Source organism: Pseudophaeobacter sp. 1A16562 (assembly GCF_041008785.1).
GTDB classification, from domain to species: domain Bacteria; phylum Pseudomonadota; class Alphaproteobacteria; order Rhodobacterales; family Rhodobacteraceae; genus Phycobacter; species Phycobacter gallaeciensis_A.
Genome location: NZ_JAXGFT010000003.1, coordinates 156,299 through 172,005 on the forward strand (window position 1 = coordinate 156,299; position 15,707 = coordinate 172,005).

The 15,707-nt window shown below is 63.1% G+C and carries 15 protein-coding genes; 7 read left to right on the plus strand and 8 right to left on the minus strand.

The window, feature by feature from the left end:
- Positions 1-19 precede the first annotated feature (19 nt).
- From hutI to hutU, 4 genes are read left to right on the plus strand one after another with little or no spacing between them, the layout of a single operon-like run.
- Positions 20-1,234 (plus strand): imidazolonepropionase, encoded by a 1,215-nt coding sequence (gene hutI, locus SM764_RS05175; RefSeq protein ID WP_369001198.1) that lies wholly within the window; start codon positions 20-22, stop codon positions 1,232-1,234.
- Positions 1,231-2,754, plus strand: coding sequence for a histidine ammonia-lyase (hutH, locus tag SM764_RS05180; RefSeq protein WP_369001199.1), 1,524 nt, complete (start codon positions 1,231-1,233; stop codon positions 2,752-2,754). The genes hutI and hutH overlap by 4 nt, the downstream gene beginning before the upstream one ends.
- On the plus strand, positions 2,751-3,533 hold the full coding sequence (gene hutG / locus SM764_RS05185) for an N-formylglutamate deformylase (protein ID WP_369001200.1): 783 nt from the start codon (positions 2,751-2,753) through the stop codon (positions 3,531-3,533). Before hutH ends, hutG begins: the two co-directional genes overlap by 4 nt.
- Entirely contained in the window at positions 3,530-5,197 is a 1,668-nt protein-coding gene (gene hutU / locus SM764_RS05190; RefSeq protein ID WP_369001201.1) for a urocanate hydratase, read from the plus strand. Before hutG ends, hutU begins: the two co-directional genes overlap by 4 nt.
- 55 nt (positions 5,198-5,252) lie before the next feature.
- Here the strand turns inward: hutU and dapD are convergent, their stop codons facing one another.
- From dapD to SM764_RS05205, 3 genes are all read right to left on the minus strand, one after another.
- On the minus strand, positions 5,253-6,080 hold the full coding sequence (gene dapD / locus SM764_RS05195; protein ID WP_065273668.1) for a 2,3,4,5-tetrahydropyridine-2,6-dicarboxylate N-succinyltransferase: 828 nt from the start codon (positions 6,078-6,080) through the stop codon (positions 5,253-5,255).
- Positions 6,081-6,188: 108 nt separating this feature from the next.
- On the minus strand, positions 6,189-6,788 hold the full coding sequence (locus SM764_RS05200; RefSeq protein WP_368948517.1) for a GntR family transcriptional regulator: 600 nt from the start codon (positions 6,786-6,788) through the stop codon (positions 6,189-6,191).
- 38 nt (positions 6,789-6,826) lie between these two features.
- On the minus strand, positions 6,827-7,756 hold the full coding sequence (locus SM764_RS05205) for a threonine/serine dehydratase (RefSeq protein WP_368948515.1): 930 nt from the start codon (positions 7,754-7,756) through the stop codon (positions 6,827-6,829).
- 145 nt (positions 7,757-7,901) lie between these two features.
- Here SM764_RS05205 and SM764_RS05210 point away from each other — a divergent pair, with 145 nt between their 5' ends.
- Positions 7,902-8,750, plus strand: coding sequence for an LOG family protein (locus SM764_RS05210; RefSeq protein ID WP_274829409.1), 849 nt, complete (start codon positions 7,902-7,904; stop codon positions 8,748-8,750).
- 65 nt (positions 8,751-8,815) lie between these two features.
- Here the strand turns inward: SM764_RS05210 and SM764_RS05215 are convergent, their stop codons facing one another.
- Entirely contained in the window at positions 8,816-9,034 is a 219-nt protein-coding gene (locus tag SM764_RS05215) for a hypothetical protein (protein WP_065272181.1), read from the minus strand.
- 268 nt (positions 9,035-9,302) lie between these two features.
- Here SM764_RS05215 and SM764_RS05220 point away from each other — a divergent pair, with 268 nt between their 5' ends.
- Complete coding sequence (locus tag SM764_RS05220; protein WP_369001202.1) at positions 9,303-10,598, plus strand: type I secretion protein; 1,296 nt, start codon at positions 9,303-9,305, stop codon at positions 10,596-10,598.
- A gap of 71 nt (positions 10,599-10,669) precedes the next feature.
- Here the strand turns inward: SM764_RS05220 and rlmN are convergent, their stop codons facing one another.
- Both rlmN and SM764_RS05230 read right to left on the minus strand, forming a co-directional pair.
- A complete protein-coding gene (gene rlmN / locus SM764_RS05225; protein WP_369001203.1) occupies positions 10,670-11,854 on the minus strand; it encodes a dual-specificity RNA methyltransferase RlmN in 1,185 nt (394 codons plus the stop codon).
- A 179-nt stretch (positions 11,855-12,033) separates the two neighbouring features.
- On the minus strand, positions 12,034-12,567 hold the full coding sequence (locus SM764_RS05230) for an invasion associated locus B family protein (RefSeq protein ID WP_274829412.1): 534 nt from the start codon (positions 12,565-12,567) through the stop codon (positions 12,034-12,036).
- Between the two features lie 182 nt (positions 12,568-12,749).
- Here SM764_RS05230 and SM764_RS05235 point away from each other — a divergent pair, with 182 nt between their 5' ends.
- On the plus strand, positions 12,750-13,748 hold the full coding sequence (locus SM764_RS05235) for an asparaginase (RefSeq protein ID WP_274831660.1): 999 nt from the start codon (positions 12,750-12,752) through the stop codon (positions 13,746-13,748).
- 194 nt (positions 13,749-13,942) lie between these two features.
- Here the strand turns inward: SM764_RS05235 and SM764_RS05240 are convergent, their stop codons facing one another.
- Together SM764_RS05240 and serB are read right to left on the minus strand one after the other, a co-directional pair.
- On the minus strand, positions 13,943-14,665 hold the full coding sequence (locus SM764_RS05240) for a TSUP family transporter (RefSeq protein ID WP_369001318.1): 723 nt from the start codon (positions 14,663-14,665) through the stop codon (positions 13,943-13,945).
- Between the two features lie 59 nt (positions 14,666-14,724).
- Positions 14,725-15,600: a phosphoserine phosphatase SerB gene (serB, locus tag SM764_RS05245; protein WP_368947864.1), complete on the minus strand. Its 876-nt coding sequence runs from the start codon at positions 15,598-15,600 to the stop codon at positions 14,725-14,727.
- Between the last annotated feature and the right edge of the window lie 107 nt (positions 15,601-15,707).

Consider the following 15,707-nt stretch of genomic DNA (forward strand, 5'->3'; position numbering starts at 1 on the left):
AGAACTTTGTGAGGGGCTGATGACTGACGCATCCCGATACGTGCTGACCGGAGGACCTGCTGCCACGCTGGTGGAGGGGGACGCGCCTTATGGGCTGATTCCCGCAGCGGCTGTCGCCATCAAGGATGGCCTGATCGACTGGATCGGAGCTGAGGCTGACCTGCCTGATACCTACGCAGACTGGGACCGGCAGGATCTCGAAGGGCGGCTGCTGACGCCCGCGTTGATCGACTGCCACACCCACCTTGTATTCGGCGGTGACCGGGCGCAGGAGTTCGAAATGCGTCTGAACGGCGCATCCTACGAAGAACTCGCCCGTGCCGGGGGCGGCATCGTCTCGACCGTTTCGGCCACTCGCTCCGCGTCAGAGCAGGAACTGGTTGCGAGCGCCCTGCCGCGTCTGGATGCGCTGATCGCCGAAGGGATCACCACGGTCGAAATCAAATCCGGCTATGGGCTGGACCGCGAGGCTGAGCTGACAATGCTGCGTGCCGCCCGCCGGTTGGGGCAGATGCGCCCGGTGACAGTCATCACGACCTTTCTGGGCGCCCACGCCGTGCCGCCGGAATACACCGGCCGCGCTGGGGCCTATCTGCAGGAGGTCTGCCTGCCCACCCTGCGCGCGGCCCATGACGAAGGACTGGTCGATGCGGTGGATGGCTTTTGCGAAAACATCGCTTTCTCCCCGGCAGAGATCGAACAGGTCTTTGCCTGCGCGCAGGAACTGGGTCTGCCGGTCAAACTGCATGCCGAGCAGCTGAGCCATCAGGGCGGCACCGCGCTGGCCGCGCGATATGGGGCGCTGTCGGTCGATCACCTTGAATATGCCAATGCGGCGGATGCTGCGGCAATGGCCGGGGCAGGTAGTGTCGCGACCATCCTGCCCGGTGCCTATTACACGATCCGGGAAACCCAGGCGCCGCCCATCGCGCTGTTTCGTGACCACGGCGTGCCGATGGCGCTGGCAACGGACTGCAATCCCGGTTCCTCGCCGATGACCTCGCTCCTGATGGCGATGAACATGGGTTGCACCCTGTTCCGCATGACCCCGGAAGAGACACTGGCCGGGGTGACCTGCCACGCGGCCCAGGCGCTGGGCCTTTCGGACCGGGGCCGCATCGCAGCGGGCCTGCGCGCTGATCTGGCCATCTGGAACGTCAGCCGTCCGGCCGAACTGTCCTATCGCATCGGGTTCAACCCGCTCCACGCACGTATTTTCGAAGGCAGACCATGATTGAGATGACCCCGGGCGCGGTGACGCTGCAAACGCTCGAAACCCTGTATCGCTCTGACACCCCGGTCCGGCTGGACCCGGCGGCGCGCTCCGCTGTCGAGGCTGCGGCCCGGATGGTGGCAGAGGCTGCAGCGGGCGATGCGCCGGTCTATGGCATCAACACCGGATTCGGCAAACTCGCCTCGACCCGGATCGCGCCAGAAGACACGGCCACGCTGCAACGCAATCTGATCCTCAGCCATTGCTGCGGTGTCGGCGATCCGCTGCCCGCAGACCGCACCCGCCTGATGATGGCGCTGAAATTGCTGTCGATGGGGCGGGGCGCCTCTGGTGTGCGCTGGGCGGTGATCGCCCAGATCGAGGCTATGCTGGCGCGCGGGGTCATTCCCGTGGTGCCCTCGCAAGGTTCTGTCGGCGCCTCGGGCGATCTGGCGCCGCTGGCGCATATGGCGGCGGTGATGATCGGCGAAGGCGAGGCCACCTATGACGGGGCGCGCATGCCCGGCGCCAGGGCGCTGGAACTGGCGGGGCTGGAGCCGATCGTTCTGGGGCCAAAGGAAGGGCTGGGCCTGATCAACGGCACCCAGTTTTCCACCGCCTGCGCTCTTGCCGGATTGTTTGATGCTTGGCGTCTGGCCGAAGCCTCCATCGTGGTGGCCGCGCTGACAACGGATGCGATCATGGGGTCCACCGCGCCGCTGATCGCGGATATTCACGCACTCAGGGGGCATGCCGGACAGATCGATGTCGCCCGCGAGATGCGCGCCATCATGAGTGGTAGCGAGATCCGTGAAAGCCATCGCGATGGCGACAGCCGTGTGCAGGATCCCTATTGCATCCGCTGTCAGCCGCAGGTGCTGGGCGCGGCGCTGGACGTGCTGCGGATGGCTGCCGCAACGCTGGAGATCGAGGCAAACGCGGTCACCGACAATCCGCTGGTGCTGGTCGAGGCCGGAAAGATCGTGTCGGGCGGCAATTTCCACGCCGAATACGTTGGCTTCGCCGCTGATCAGATTGCCCTTGCCGTGGCGGAGATCGGTGCCATCGCGCAGCGCCGCGTGGCGCTGATGGTGGATCCGTCGCTGTCCTTTGACCTGCCGCCCTTCCTGACCCCCGATCCGGGGCTCAATTCCGGTTTCATGATTGCCGAGGTCACGACTGCGGCCCTGATGAGCGAGAACAAGCATCTCGCCAATCCCTGTGTCACCGATTCCACCCCTACCTCTGCCAATCAGGAGGATCACGTGTCGATGGCCGCCCATGGCGCACTGCGGCTGGGGCGGATGAACGCGAATCTGTCTGTGATCCTTGGCGTCGAATTGCTCTGCGCCGCCCAAGGGGTCGAGGCACGGGCGCCGTTGGTGACCTCTGACCGGCTGACGGACGTGCTGCAGGCGCTGCGGGCGGAGATCCCGCCGCTCGCCGAAGATCGCTACCTCGCCCCCGAGATTGAGGCCGCCAGCGCCATGATCCGCAGCGGTGACATCGCCCGGGCGGTTGGAACCGAGGTGGTGCGATGATTGAGGTTACCCGTGGCTCTTCCCCTTTGGTGATGGGACTGCCGCATACCGGCACCGACGTTCCGCCGGACATTTGGGCGGGGCTGAACGAGGTGGGCCGGGCACTGGCCGATACCGACTGGCATATTCACGACCTTTACGCGGGGCTGGTGGAGGAGGTCACCACCGTGCGCACCCCGGTCCATCGCTATGTCATCGACGTGAATCGCGATCCGGCGGGAGTCAGCCTGTATCCTGGGCAGAACACCACGACGTTGGTGCCGCAGACCGATTTCGACGGTCGCCCGATCTGGAAGGCAGGGGCGCAGCCGGACGAAGCAGAGATCGCCCGCCGCCGCGACGCCTATCATGCGCCCTATCACGCCGTGCTTGCGGCGGAGCTGGAGCGGGTCGGGGCACAGCACGGCTTTGCCATTCTCTATGATTGCCATTCGATCCGGGGCGAAATTCCCTTTCTCTTTGACGGGCCGCTGCCGGATTTCAACGTGGGCACCAATATGGGCACGACCTGCGATCCGGCGATCGAGGCGCTGACCCTGGCCCATTGCGGGGCAGCAGAAGGCTACACCGCGATCCTGAACGGGCGCTTCAAAGGTGGCTGGACCACCCGCCACTATGGCCGCCCTGTGGAAGGCCTGCATGCGATCCAGATGGAACTGGCGCAGCGCTGCTATTGCCTTGAACAGGCGCCCTGGACCTATGACGCTGCCCGCGCTGACCGGCTGCGGGCGCATCTGAGCCGTATTCTGACCGATCTGAAAACCTGGAGGCCGACATGAGCGATCCCCGCAAGAACAACCGCGATATCTATCCCCCCACCGGCCCCGAGATCAGCGCAAAAAGCTGGCTGACCGAGGCGCCGCTGCGGATGCTGATGAACAACCTGCACCCGGATGTGGCGGAAAATCCGCACGAACTGGTGGTCTATGGCGGTATCGGGCGTGCGGCGCGGACCTGGAAGGACTTCGATCTGATCGTCGACAACCTGCGCGCGCTCGAAGAAGATCAGACCCTGCTGGTGCAATCGGGCAAACCCGTTGGCGTCTTCCAGACCCACAAGGATGCGCCGCGCGTGTTGATCGCCAACTCGAACCTCGTGCCGCATTGGGCGAATTGGGACCATTTCAACGAACTCGATAAGAAGGGGCTGATGATGTACGGCCAGATGACCGCCGGGTCCTGGATCTACATCGGCACCCAAGGCATCGTGCAGGGCACCTATGAAACCTTTGCCGAGGCCGGCCGCCAGCACTGTGGCGGCGATATGCGTGGCAAGTGGATCCTGACCGGCGGCCTTGGCGGTATGGGCGGGGCTCAGCCTTTGGCGGCGGTTTTTGCGGGTGCCTGCTGTCTGGCGGTGGAATGCAACCCCGACAGCATCGATTTTCGCCTGCGCACGAAATACCTCGACGAGAAGGCCGAGACCCTGGACGAGGCCCTGGCGATGATCGACCGCTGGACTGCCGCCGGAGAGGCAAAATCCGTTGGCCTTCTGGGCAATGCGGCGGATGTCTTTGCCGAGTTGGTTGCCCGCGGCATCCGCCCCGATCTGGTGACCGACCAGACGTCGGCCCATGACCCCGTAAACGGTTACCTGCCGCAGGGCTGGACCATGGGCGAGTGGAAGCAGAAGCGAGAAACAGACCCTAAAGCGGTGGAAAAGGCCGCCCGCGCCTCGATGAAGGTGCAGGTGGAGGCGATGTGCCAGTTCCACGCGATGGGCATTCCCACAGTCGATTACGGCAACAACATCCGCCAGATGGCGCTGGAGGAGGGGCTGGAAAACGCCTTTGACTTCCCCGGTTTCGTGCCCGCCTATATCCGCCCGCTGTTCTGCCGGGGCATCGGTCCCTTCCGCTGGTGCGCCCTGTCGGGTGACCCGGAAGACATCCGCAAGACCGACGCCAAGATGAAAGAGCTGTTCCCCGAGAACGAGGGCCTGCACCGCTGGCTTGATATGGCAGAGGAGCGGATCGCCTTTCAGGGCCTGCCCGCGCGGATCTGCTGGATTGGCCTTGGCGACCGGCATCGGGCGGGGCTGGCCTTCAACGAGATGGTTCGCAATGGCGAGTTGTCGGCGCCGGTCGTCATCGGCCGCGATCACCTCGACAGCGGCTCGGTCGCCTCGCCCAACCGCGAGACGGAGGCGATGATGGATGGATCCGACGCGGTGTCGGACTGGCCGCTGCTGAATGCGCTGCTCAATACCGCCTCGGGGGCGACCTGGGTATCGTTGCACCATGGCGGCGGGGTTGGCATGGGCTTTTCGCAGCACTCCGGCGTGGTGATCTGCTGCGATGGCAGCGAGGACGCCGACCGCCGTATCGCACGGGTGCTGTGGAACGATCCGGCCACCGGCGTCATGCGCCACGCAGATGCAGGGTATGAGATCGCCAAGGACTGCGCGCGTGAGCACCAGCTGAACCTGCCGGGTATCCTGTAACGAAAAACGCGCCCCGGAGGGGGCGCGTTTCAAACAGTGCCAGTCCAGGCCGGGATCAGTCGCGCAGCAGCTCGTTGATGCCGGTCTTGGAGCGGGTCTGCGCATCGACGCGCTTCACGATTACCGCACAGTAAAGGTTGATGCCGTTCTTCGACGGCATGGAGCCGGAGACCACGACCGAGTAGGGCGGCACTTCGCCATACATCACTTCGCCGGTTTCACGGTCGACGATCTTGGTCGACTTGCCGATGTAGACGCCCATGCCCAGCACCGAACCTTCGCGCACGATGCAGCCTTCGACCACTTCGGAGCGGGCACCGATGAAGCAGTTGTCCTCGATGATGGTGGGGCCGGCCTGCATGGGTTCCAGAACGCCGCCGATGCCGACGCCGCCCGACAGGTGTACGTTCTTGCCGATCTGCGCGCAGGAGCCGACGGTGGCCCAGGTGTCGACCATGGTGCCCTCATCGACGTAGGCGCCGAGGTTCACGAAAGAGGGCATCAGGACCACGCCCGGCGCGATGAAGGCGGATTTGCGCACGACGCAGTTCGGCACGGCGCGGAAGCCTGCGGCCTTCCACTGGTTTTCACCCCAGCCCAGGAATTTGCTGTCGACCTTGTCCCACCAGCCAGAGCCCTGCGGGCCGCCGGACTGGATTTCCATGTCCTTGATGCGGAAGCCCAGCAGCACGGCCTTCTTGGCCCATTGGTTCACATGCCAGTCGCCGTTTTCCAGCTTTTCGGCCACGCGCAGGCTGCCGCTGTCGAGCGCGTTAAGCGTATCTTCGATTGCTTCGCGCTGCTCGCCGGTGGTGGCGGGGGTGATGGTGTCACGAGCCTCCCAGGCGGCTTCGATTGCGGTTTCCAGCTGTGCGTTGGACATGCGTGTATCTCCGGCAAGAATGTCGTTTCGCGCTTTCATAGCGGTATTCGGGGGGAAGGTCATGTGCGGATTGCGGTGAAACAGCGGCTTTGAGCGTCCTCAGACGATCTATCGCACCCGGCGCAGGTGGCGGCGCAGGATTTCGCAGGCCGCTGCCGCATCGCGGCGCATCATGGCCTGTATGATGGCGGCGTGGTCCTTATCGGCGCGCTGCCGCCACTGGTGCTGCCAGTTGGCAAACAGGTGCCGGGCCGCTGCGATGTGCAAATCGTCGATCGAGGCCAGCAGCCGCGGCATCCCGCAGGGCGCCAGGATGATGCGGTGGAACTGGCGGTTGAGCCGTTCCCAGCTGGCCATGTCCTCGGCCTCGTCGCAGGCGATACGGGCTGTGTCGGCGGCGGCGATGTCGGCGTCGCTGAGCCGGGGGAAGGCATGGGTCAGCGCCAGCACCTCCAGCGCCACCCGCATTTCGATCACCTCGCGGATCTCGGCCGGATCCAGCGCGCTGACGCGGGTGCCCCGGCGCGGCTCTGACCGTGCCAGCCCGTGTGCCTCAAGCCGCAACAGCGCCTCGCGCACCGGCACATGGCTGGTGTCGAATTCGCGGGCGATATGATCCTGACGCAGCTTTTCGCCCGCAGGCAATTGCCCGGTGACGATGCGCTCGCTCAGCGCGGTATAGATCCTGTCTGCGATCGTGGCGGTCATGGCCCTGCGATAGGGTGCCTTTGGCCTTGCCGCAAGCCTTAGCCCTGCGGCTGCAGCGGATCTGGGGCGATATTGCCACCACAGACCAGCACGGCCACGCGTTCGCCGGGCTCGGGCTGGTAGGCGCCGGACATCAGCGCCGCCAGCGCTGTTGCGCCCGCCGGTTCGGTCAGGATGCGCCGCTCGCGCCACAGGGTATGCTGCGCGCGGGTGATGGCCTCGTCCGGAACCGTGACCGATGTGACGCCGCGCGCCTGTGCCAGATCATAGCAGATCGACCCAATGCGTTTGGCGCCAAGCGCGTTTGCGGCGACGCCTGAAACCTCAACATCGATTGGTGCCCCGGCGGCAAGGGCGGCATTGAGCGCGCAGGAGGTGTCGGGTTCGACCGCGACGATCTTCTTGGTGCCATTGAACCAGGCCAGTGCGCCGGCGATCAGCCCGCCACCGCCGACCGCGATCACCACGGTGTCGGCCTTTAGCCCCTGATCCTGCCATTCGGCGAAACAGGTGCCCTGACCCGCCACGGTGCCGGGCGCATCATAGGCATGCACCTGCATGGCGCCTGTTTCCTGTTCATAGGCCTGCGCCAGTTCCAGCGCATTGGCATAGGCACCGGGCACCACCTGAAGATCGGCGCCGGTGTCGCGGATCAGTGAAATTTTCGCGGGGCCTGCCATCTCGGGCACGTAGATGCGGGCGCGATGACCCAGTTTGCTGGCGGCATAGGCCACTGCCGCGCCGTGGTTCCCGCCCGAGGCTGCGACGATGCCTGCATCTGGAACATCACAGCTGAGCAGTGTGTTGAAGGCGCCACGCGCCTTAAAGCTGCCGGTGTGCTGCATGTGTTCAAGCTTCAGCTCGATCGGCCGGTCCAGATCAAACCCTTTCGTCTGCAACACGGGGGTCACCTGCACGTGGTCCCGAATGCGCTCTGCCGCTGCTGCGATATCGCCTGTCCAATCCATATCGTCCGCCTTTTCTTGTCTTTCGGCGGGAGACTACGCCAGTTCGCTCCGGGTGCAAGGGGCGAGCGGTGTGTGCGGGCTGGCGCCGGAGGCAGGGCAACGATAGACAGGGCAGCAGTTGAGCATAACATGCAGGTCTTTTCACATGAGCGACGATCGCAAAAGCCGGTTTCCCGACGCCCAATCCGACCGGAGCCGGGCCGAACATCTGCCGCATACGCCGCAGACCCGGTCCCCGTCCTATCGGCTGGCCTTTGACGACAATGAATTCATGCTGCGGGACGAGCTGCGCCCGGTGCGGTTGCAGCTGGAACTTTTGAAACCGCAGTTGTTGCTGGATGAAAAGGGGATCGAAAGCACCATCGTCATGTTCGGCGGCGCGCGCATTCCCAGCCCGCAAAACAAGGAGCAGGCCCGCACGCAGACCCTTGCGGATCTTTCTCATTTCTACGATGAGGCGCGGGAATTTGCCCGGCTGATGACGCTGACATCCCTGGAGACTGTTGGACAGCACAATGTCATCGTGACGGGCGGCGGGCCGGGCGTGATGGAGGCAGGTAACCTCGGTGCCAGCGATGCCGGGGGGCATTCGATCGGCCTTGGCATCGTTCTGCCGCATGAGCAGGCACCGAACCTCTATGTGACGCCGGATCTCAGCTTTAACTTCCACTATTTCGCGGTGCGCAAGATGCACTTTCTGATGCGGGCCCGGGCGATCACCGTTTTTCCGGGTGGCTTTGGTACCCTGGATGAGCTGTTCGAGAGCCTCACCCTGATCCAGACCGGCCGCATGGAACGGGTGCCCTTCATTCTATTCGGGCGCGCGTTCTGGGAAAAGATCATCAACTGGGAGGCCCTGGCGGATGCCGGGACCATTTCCGATCAGGATCTTGATCTGTTCCGGTTCGTCGAAACGGCACAAGAGGCCGTGGAGATTATCGATAACTGGGAGCCTGCTCCGGCGCGCGGCGCTTTGCCGGACCGCGATCTGTAGTCAGGCTGTCGATCCAAATTTGGCTGCACCGTATCCGTCACCAATGCGTGGGGGATGCGGGCTGCTCAGAAAAACTCCGGCGGCAACACGCCAACCGCGATGCCCTGGGGCAGACGGGTCAGGATCTGTTCGCCTTCGATCGTCTTGATGCCATAGCCATAGCCACGCAGGCGAAATTGCCATTCACGGGTGCTCAGTGCCTTTTCTCGCTCATCACGGATCATGGTCAGAACGCCCGGTTCAATGGCGCCAACAGTGCGGGTTTCGATGGGTTCCTGTTGCATTGCGATTCCCTTTTCAACAGCATTGTTTTCAGAATCGAAACTGTTCTAGCCAAATGGCGAAATTGCACCCGAATATAGGAAAAAATGAGGCAGCCCATTTCGCTAAATGGCGATATTCGGACCTCAATCATTCCCGTTTAATCCCTGAAATTATTAAAAACTTATTAAAGGTGCGCTGAACTGCGCGGTTTCCGCCAATCTCAAGCCGCATGGCAGCCACATTCCCTGACGAAACGTTGATGCGTGGAATTGGTGTGTGGAGATGGGGATGTCTGAGGTATCCGATTATTCGGCCCTATTATATTATCTGGACGATGACGTCTTTCGCTGGAACGGACAGACATCCGTGGGCACGCAGGTCGTTGTCACCTACAGTTTCGTCGAAACGCAGGATCTGGCGCCGGTATCGACAGATCCCTATGGCGCGAGCTCCTATTGGTCCTTCAGTGAGGTGCAGCGCGGTTATTTCCGGCAGGTGACAGAAGAGTTTGAGGCCACAGCCGGGATACGGTTCGTCGAGGTGGACGGCCCGGCCATGGTCAATGTCTTCGGTTTCAACGGTGGCAGTGCGGGCGGCTGGGCCGATATCGCGCTATCTCAGGACGGTCACACCAGTCAGGGGGACCTTGCGATCGGGACCAGCGCACTCAGCCCCGGTAGCTATGGATACGAAACCATGCTGCACGAGTTGGGGCATTCGATGGGGCTGAAGCATCCGCATGACGGGGATCTGACCCTGAAAGAGAGCCTGGATAATCAGGAAAACACCGTGATGACCTACAGCTATGATGGCTACAGCGTCACGGATCTCGGAACAATGGACGCCCAGGCTCTGCAGAACATCTATGGTGACGCCAGCGCCTTTGAAGGTTGGAATGTCGGGCTCAATCGCGTGGGCAAGGTCAAGATCCGCGCGACGGGTGAGGACGATGTGATGGTCTCCACCGATCAGGCCACCGTGCTGGTGGGGCGCGGGGGAGACGATCAGCTCATCGGCCGCGAAGCAAAAGACGTGATGCGCGGCGGCGCAGGACAGGACACGCTGATCGGTGGGCTCGGCAATGACAAGCTGAATGGTGGTGGCGGCAGTGATGTACTTTATGGCGGCATCGGAGAGGAAGACTACTCGGGCGGCGAGGACGATTCCGATGTGCTCCACGGACGCGGCGGACATGACCAGATCTTCGGTGGTGGCGGTGACGATCGGTTGACCGGTGCGCGGGGCGCGGACACCCTTGAGGGTGGCAACGGAAACGACCGCTTGCTGGGAGGCGGCGGCAGCGACATTTTGAACGGTGGCGACGGAGATGACGTCCTGACCGGTGGCGGCGGCGCGGATGTCTTCGTCTTTACGGACGATGATTTCTACGATGCGAATACCATCACCGATTTCACATCCGGCGTCGATGTAATCGATGTTGCGCAGGTCGATCCTGAATATTTTGGTGAACTGACCGTCCAGCAGGATGGCGGAGACACAGTGCTCAGTTACGGTTCCTGGTTCGAGATACGGCTGGAAGGCTTTACCGGGTCTCTGACTGAAGGCGATATTCTGTACCTATAGAAATACCGTCTCGCGCGTTTCGGCAGACCGGTGTTGCGGTCTGCCTTTTCTCAGTCGGCCTATCACCAGCCTCAGGACGACGTGCCTGTCTCAGTCTCGATCTGCTTGCGGCTTTTGCGGGCGCGTTCGGTGGCCGATTTCAGCTGACCGCAGGCCGCCAGAATATCCTCGCCGCGCGGAGTGCGGATCGGCGAGGCATAGCCTGCCTGGTAGATGATATTGGCAAAGGCGTGGATGCGATTGTTCGACGACCGTTTGTAGGGCGCGCCGGGCCATTCGTTGAACGGGATCAGGTTCACCTTGGCCGGAATGCCCTTGATCAGCTCTACCAGACGATGCGCGTCTTCGTCGCTGTCATTCACATCCTTCAGCATCACATATTCAAAGGTGATGCGCTCGGAATTTGTCAGCCGCGGATAATCGCGCAGCGCGTTCAAGAGCGCCTCGATATTCCAGCGCTTGTTGATCGGCACCAGCTTGTTGCGCACCTCATCCGTAGTGGCGTGGAAGGACACGGCCAGAAGGCAGCCGATTTCCTCGGCGGTGCGGGCGATTTCCGGCACCACGCCCGAAGTGGACAGGGTGATCCGGCGGCGCGACAGGGAAATCCCCTCGGGGTCCATGGCGATCTTCATCGCATCGCGCACGTTCTCGAAATTATAAAGCGGCTCACCCATGCCCATCAGCACGATGTTCGACAAAAGACGGGTTTCGTCCTTGGGGGCGCCGGGTACGGGCCATTCTTCCAGATCGTCGCGCGCCATCATAACCTGCCCGACGATTTCACCCGCTGTCAGATTGCGCACCAGCTTCTGGGTGCCGGTGTGGCAGAAGGAGCAGGTCAGGGTGCAGCCCACCTGGCTGGAAATACACAGGGTGCCGCGCCCCTCTTCGGGGATATAGACCACCTCGACCTCGTGCCCGCCGGCGATGCGCACCAGATACTTGCGGGTGCCATCGGTCGACACCTGCTTGCTGACCATCTCGGGGATGGCGATTTCGAAATGCTCGGCCAGCTGGGCGCGGTAGGCCTTGGCGAGATTGGTCATCTCCGCAAAGTCGCGTTTGCCCCATTGGTAGATCCATTGCCAGATCTGCCCGACCCGCATCTTGGCCTGCTTTTCCGGCGTGCCGTGCTCGATCAGCGCCGCGCGCATCTGCTCGCGGGTGAGACCCACAAGGTTGATCTTGCCGCCCTCGGGCTGTTTGCGGGGCAGGGTCAGAACGTCTTGGGTGATCGGCGCGTTGGCGGTCATGGCAGGGCGACTCGGAATTATGGGCTGGATGCGGCTCTATATAGGAGTTTGACCAAAGATCAAAAGATTTCCTCCCCAGATAGCACTGCAGAGGGGCTTAGGGTGGGGCGATAGCAAAAGCCCCGACTGCTGTCGCGGCCGGGGCAAAACGGTACTTTTATGCGAAACGCCCGGCTTAATTACTGGGTGCAGCGCTTTTCCGCATCCTCGACTGCGGCAGTAAACCCAAGCAAGGAGAACCGGTCCTTGGTTTGGGTGCCGCGAGCCGAACGGGCGGTCAGCACCGCGTCTGATCCCCGTTTCATCGCGGTGATGATTTTAGCATCATCCGCTGGGGTCGCGGGCCAGGCCCATTCACCTTCGGTGAAGAGTTCGAATTCGGAATCCCCGATCACCATGTTGACGGTCGATCCGGGCGCGAAGGGGTATCCACCGGTAAAGCTGACCTGACCTTTGTCACTGTCATCCGGGCGATAGAGCACGAACAGCTGAATGTCGCTGCGGCGCACGGCGACAACCCGACCATCACGCGTATTGACGGTTTCCTTGGGGGCGGAAACGCCCCAGCATTCGGTTGGGTTTTCGCCCTGAAAAACGCTCCAATCCACGTTGGCGCCAACGCGGTTATCCGTTTTTGCTTGCTGTGCGTTCGCGCTGGTGGCCAATGCGGCCACACACAGGCCCGCGGCCAAGCGGGCGAGTTTCGATGCCATTTGTCCCGACTCCAAGACTGTCATAACCTCAATTTCAGGGAAATCGTACCGGGGCTGGCAGCGTTGTGACCGCCGTCTTTGCCCGTTTCCCCTGCTTGCCTTACTGAAGCACACTAACGTAACAATCACCACGAGCGAAAGTGCGTTTTGGCAGGATTTCGCCAAGAAGCGAGGCAGATATCATGAATAAACCCGTACCTATGGCCGAGATCTGGCGTGGTTCCCTTTTGGAAAGCCTGCATCTGGGGCATGCGGTCATCTGTGACGCCAGCGGACAGATCGTGCGCAGCTGGGGTGACCCGGAGGCGGTGATCTATCCGCGCAGCTCGGCCAAGATGATCCAGGCGCTGCCGCTGATGACCTCTGGCGCCGCCGCGAAATACGGGCTGACATCCGAGCAGCTGGCGCTGTCCTGTGCCTCGCACAATGGCGCCCATATCCACACCGACCGGGTCAATGCCTGGCTCGGTCAGCTGGGGCTGGCGGATAGTGATTTCCGCTGCGGCCCGCAGGAACCGGCCGACATCCCGGCGCGCAATGAGCTGATCAAGACCGATCAAAGCCCCTGCCAGGTGCACAACAACTGCTCGGGCAAACACGCGGGCTTCCTGACCCTGAACCAGCATCTGGGCGGTGGGGCGGATTATGTCGAGATCGATCACCCGGTGCAGCAGGCCTGCCTGTCTGCCTTTGAAGAGGTCACCGGGCTGGAGAGCCCCGGATATGGTATCGATGGCTGCTCGGCGCCGAATTTTGCCACCACCGTGCACGGTCTGGCGCGGGCGATGGGCTGGTTTGCCTCGGCGCATACACGGTCCGACCGGGCCTCTGAAGGGGCGGCGCAGCTGGTGGCGGCGATGGCGAAACACCCCGAGCTGGTCGCCGGGGAAACCCGCGCCTGCACCAACCTGATGCGCGCCATGGGCGGCCGGGTGGCGATCAAGACCGGGGCAGAGGCGGTGTTCGTCGCCATCCTGCCCGAGCAGCAGCTGGGCGTTGCGCTGAAGATCACCGATGGCGCAACCCGGGCCAGCGAATGCGCCATTGCGGCCATTCTGGTGGGGCTTGGCGTTCTGGAGGCGGATCACCCGGAAACTCGCAAATATCTGAATGCGCCGCTTCTGAACCGGCGTAATATCGATTGCGGCGCCATTCGTCCCGCTGCCGAACTGGCATTCTGACCCGCAAGGGCGGGCTCCCGCCCGTCGGTCAGCTTTTGAAAAGCCGCCCTCCCGGTGGGCGTGGCGCCGCGCGATGCGCGGCGCTGGGCCCAAGGCCGCCATGGGGTGACGGCCCCAGGGCCGTTGCACCTGTGGGCGCGGGAGAGGCCCGGACGCTATATGGCGCGCCTTCTCGTCGGCCCGGGGTTCTGCCTTTAGAGCATGTCGAAGATCAGTTTCATCGCCAGCGCCACCGAAGTCAGAACCAGCAGCGGTTTGATCAACCGAGCGCCAATCTTCTGCGCCAGCCCGGCGCCCAGCCGCGCCCCTGCGATCTGCGCAAGACCCATGGCCAGTCCGGTCATCCACCAGGGCGTCGCAACAAAGGCAAAGGCGACCAGCGCCCCGGCGTTCGAGGCGAGGTTCAGCAGCTTGGTATGGGCCGTCGCCTTGAGAATGCCGTAGCCCGCCAGCGACACGAAGGCGAGCATGTAGAAACTGCCCGCACCTGGTCCCAGCAGCCCATCGTAGGCTGCGCAGAGCGGCACCATGGTACCTGCGAACAAGGCAGGTGACAGGCGGCGCGCGCGGTCAATATCGCCAAGCCCCTTCTTGGTGGCAAAGAAGACCGCGATCCCGATCAGTAGCAGTGGCAGGATCATCCGGATCCACTCTGTCGGCAGAACCGAGACCAGAAGCGCCCCGGCGATCGCTGCGACAAAGGCGATCAGCGCTGATCCCCCCTGCCGACGCAGGTCCACATGGCCGCCGCGGGCATAGGACAGGGCGGCGGTGGCGGCGCCGAACAGGCCCTGAATTTTGTTGGTGGCCAGGGCTGTGACCGGGTTGGCTCCCGCGATCAGCAGCACGGGAACCGTGATCAGTCCGCCGCCCCCGGCGACGGCATCAATGAACCCGGCAAGAAACCCGGCTGTCATCAACAGCAGAAGGGTTTCGATCCCGACCTCAAAGCCGGGCAATAGGTCGAGCACGTCTATCAGGCCTGGAAATCGCTGCGGGCATAGCCCTGCACATAAAGCAGCGCAGTGAGATCCCCGTGATTGATCCGGATATCACATTCCGCCGCCACCGACGGCTTGGCGTGTAGCGCAACGCCTGCGCCCGCACGGCTGAGCATGCCAAGATCATTAGCACCATCCCCGACGGCGATCACCTCTGCCTCAGTCAGACCCAGCCGGGCGGTGATCTCTTCCAGCGCGTTGACCTTGGCCTCGCGTCCCAGGATCGGGCGGGCCACATCACCGGTCAGCGTGCCCTCTGCCGTCAGCAAGGTATTGGCGCGGTTTTCGTCAAAGCCCAGCTGGCCCGCGACCCGCGCGGTAAAGGCGGTGAACCCGCCCGAGACCAGCGCCGTATAGGCGCCGTTTGCCTTCATCGTGGCGACGAGCTCTGCCCCGCCCGGCATCAGGGTAATGCGGGTGTTCAGAACCTCGGTGATCATGCCTTCGGGCAGGCCTTTCAGCAGGCCAACCCGTTCGGTCAGGGCGCCTTCGAAATCAAGCTCGCCGTTCATCGCGCGGGCGGTGATGTCCTTTACCCGTTCCCCGACGCCAGCAACCTCTGCCAGCTCGTCGATGCATTCCTGCTGGATCATCGTGGAATCCATATCCGCCAGCAGCATGCGTTTGCGGCGTCCCTCGGTCGGCTGGATGACCAGATCAACGGCCATGTTCTGCAGGTCCTGCCAGACGTCCCATTGGTTATCCGGCAGTGTCTCCAGCACAAACTCGGCGGCCACGTCGGGGGCCAGCCACTGGGCCTCGCCGCCGCCCCAGGCATTGCGCAGGGACTCGACCAGGGTCGCCTCAAGGCAGGGCGCCGCAGGATTGCAAAGCAGGGTGACGGTATACATAGGCAGGCTCCGGAGCGGGGGAGAGACAGGAACAGGGTGAATTGCGGCATGTCATAGCGAGGCGGGATCGCCGGGGCCAGCCCCTGCGGCCAATCGCGCATGCCTGC